This window comes from Bartonella sp. AA83SXKL (genome assembly GCF_042196965.1).
Taxonomy (GTDB): domain Bacteria; phylum Pseudomonadota; class Alphaproteobacteria; order Rhizobiales; family Rhizobiaceae; genus Bartonella.
Genome location: NZ_JBHIRG010000305.1, coordinates 1 through 253, shown reverse-complemented (window position 1 = coordinate 253; position 253 = coordinate 1). Strand labels below are relative to the sequence as shown.

The following is a 253-nucleotide window of genomic DNA, read 5'->3' as shown; positions in this document are numbered from 1 at the left end:
CCTGGTCTGACAAGTGCTATGTTGGTTGCTATGGGTGAAGATGGTGTAAAAACAATAGAAGATTTTGCTGGTTATGCAGTCGATGATTTGGTTGGCTGGAGAGAACGTAAAGAAGGTCAAACACAGAGTTTTTCTGGTATCCTGACCCCATTTGATATTACACGTGCTGATGCAGAAACTATGGTTTTAGCTGCACGTGTGCAAGCAGGTTGGATAGACCAAGCTGATCTTGTTACTGAAACTCCTGCAGAAA

Annotated in this window: 1 pseudogene; it reads left to right on the top strand. The window is 43.1% G+C overall.

Annotated elements, in window-relative coordinates:
• Positions 1-253: pseudogene (locus ACFINO_RS11290) on the top strand (transcription termination/antitermination protein NusA); the annotation flags it as partial.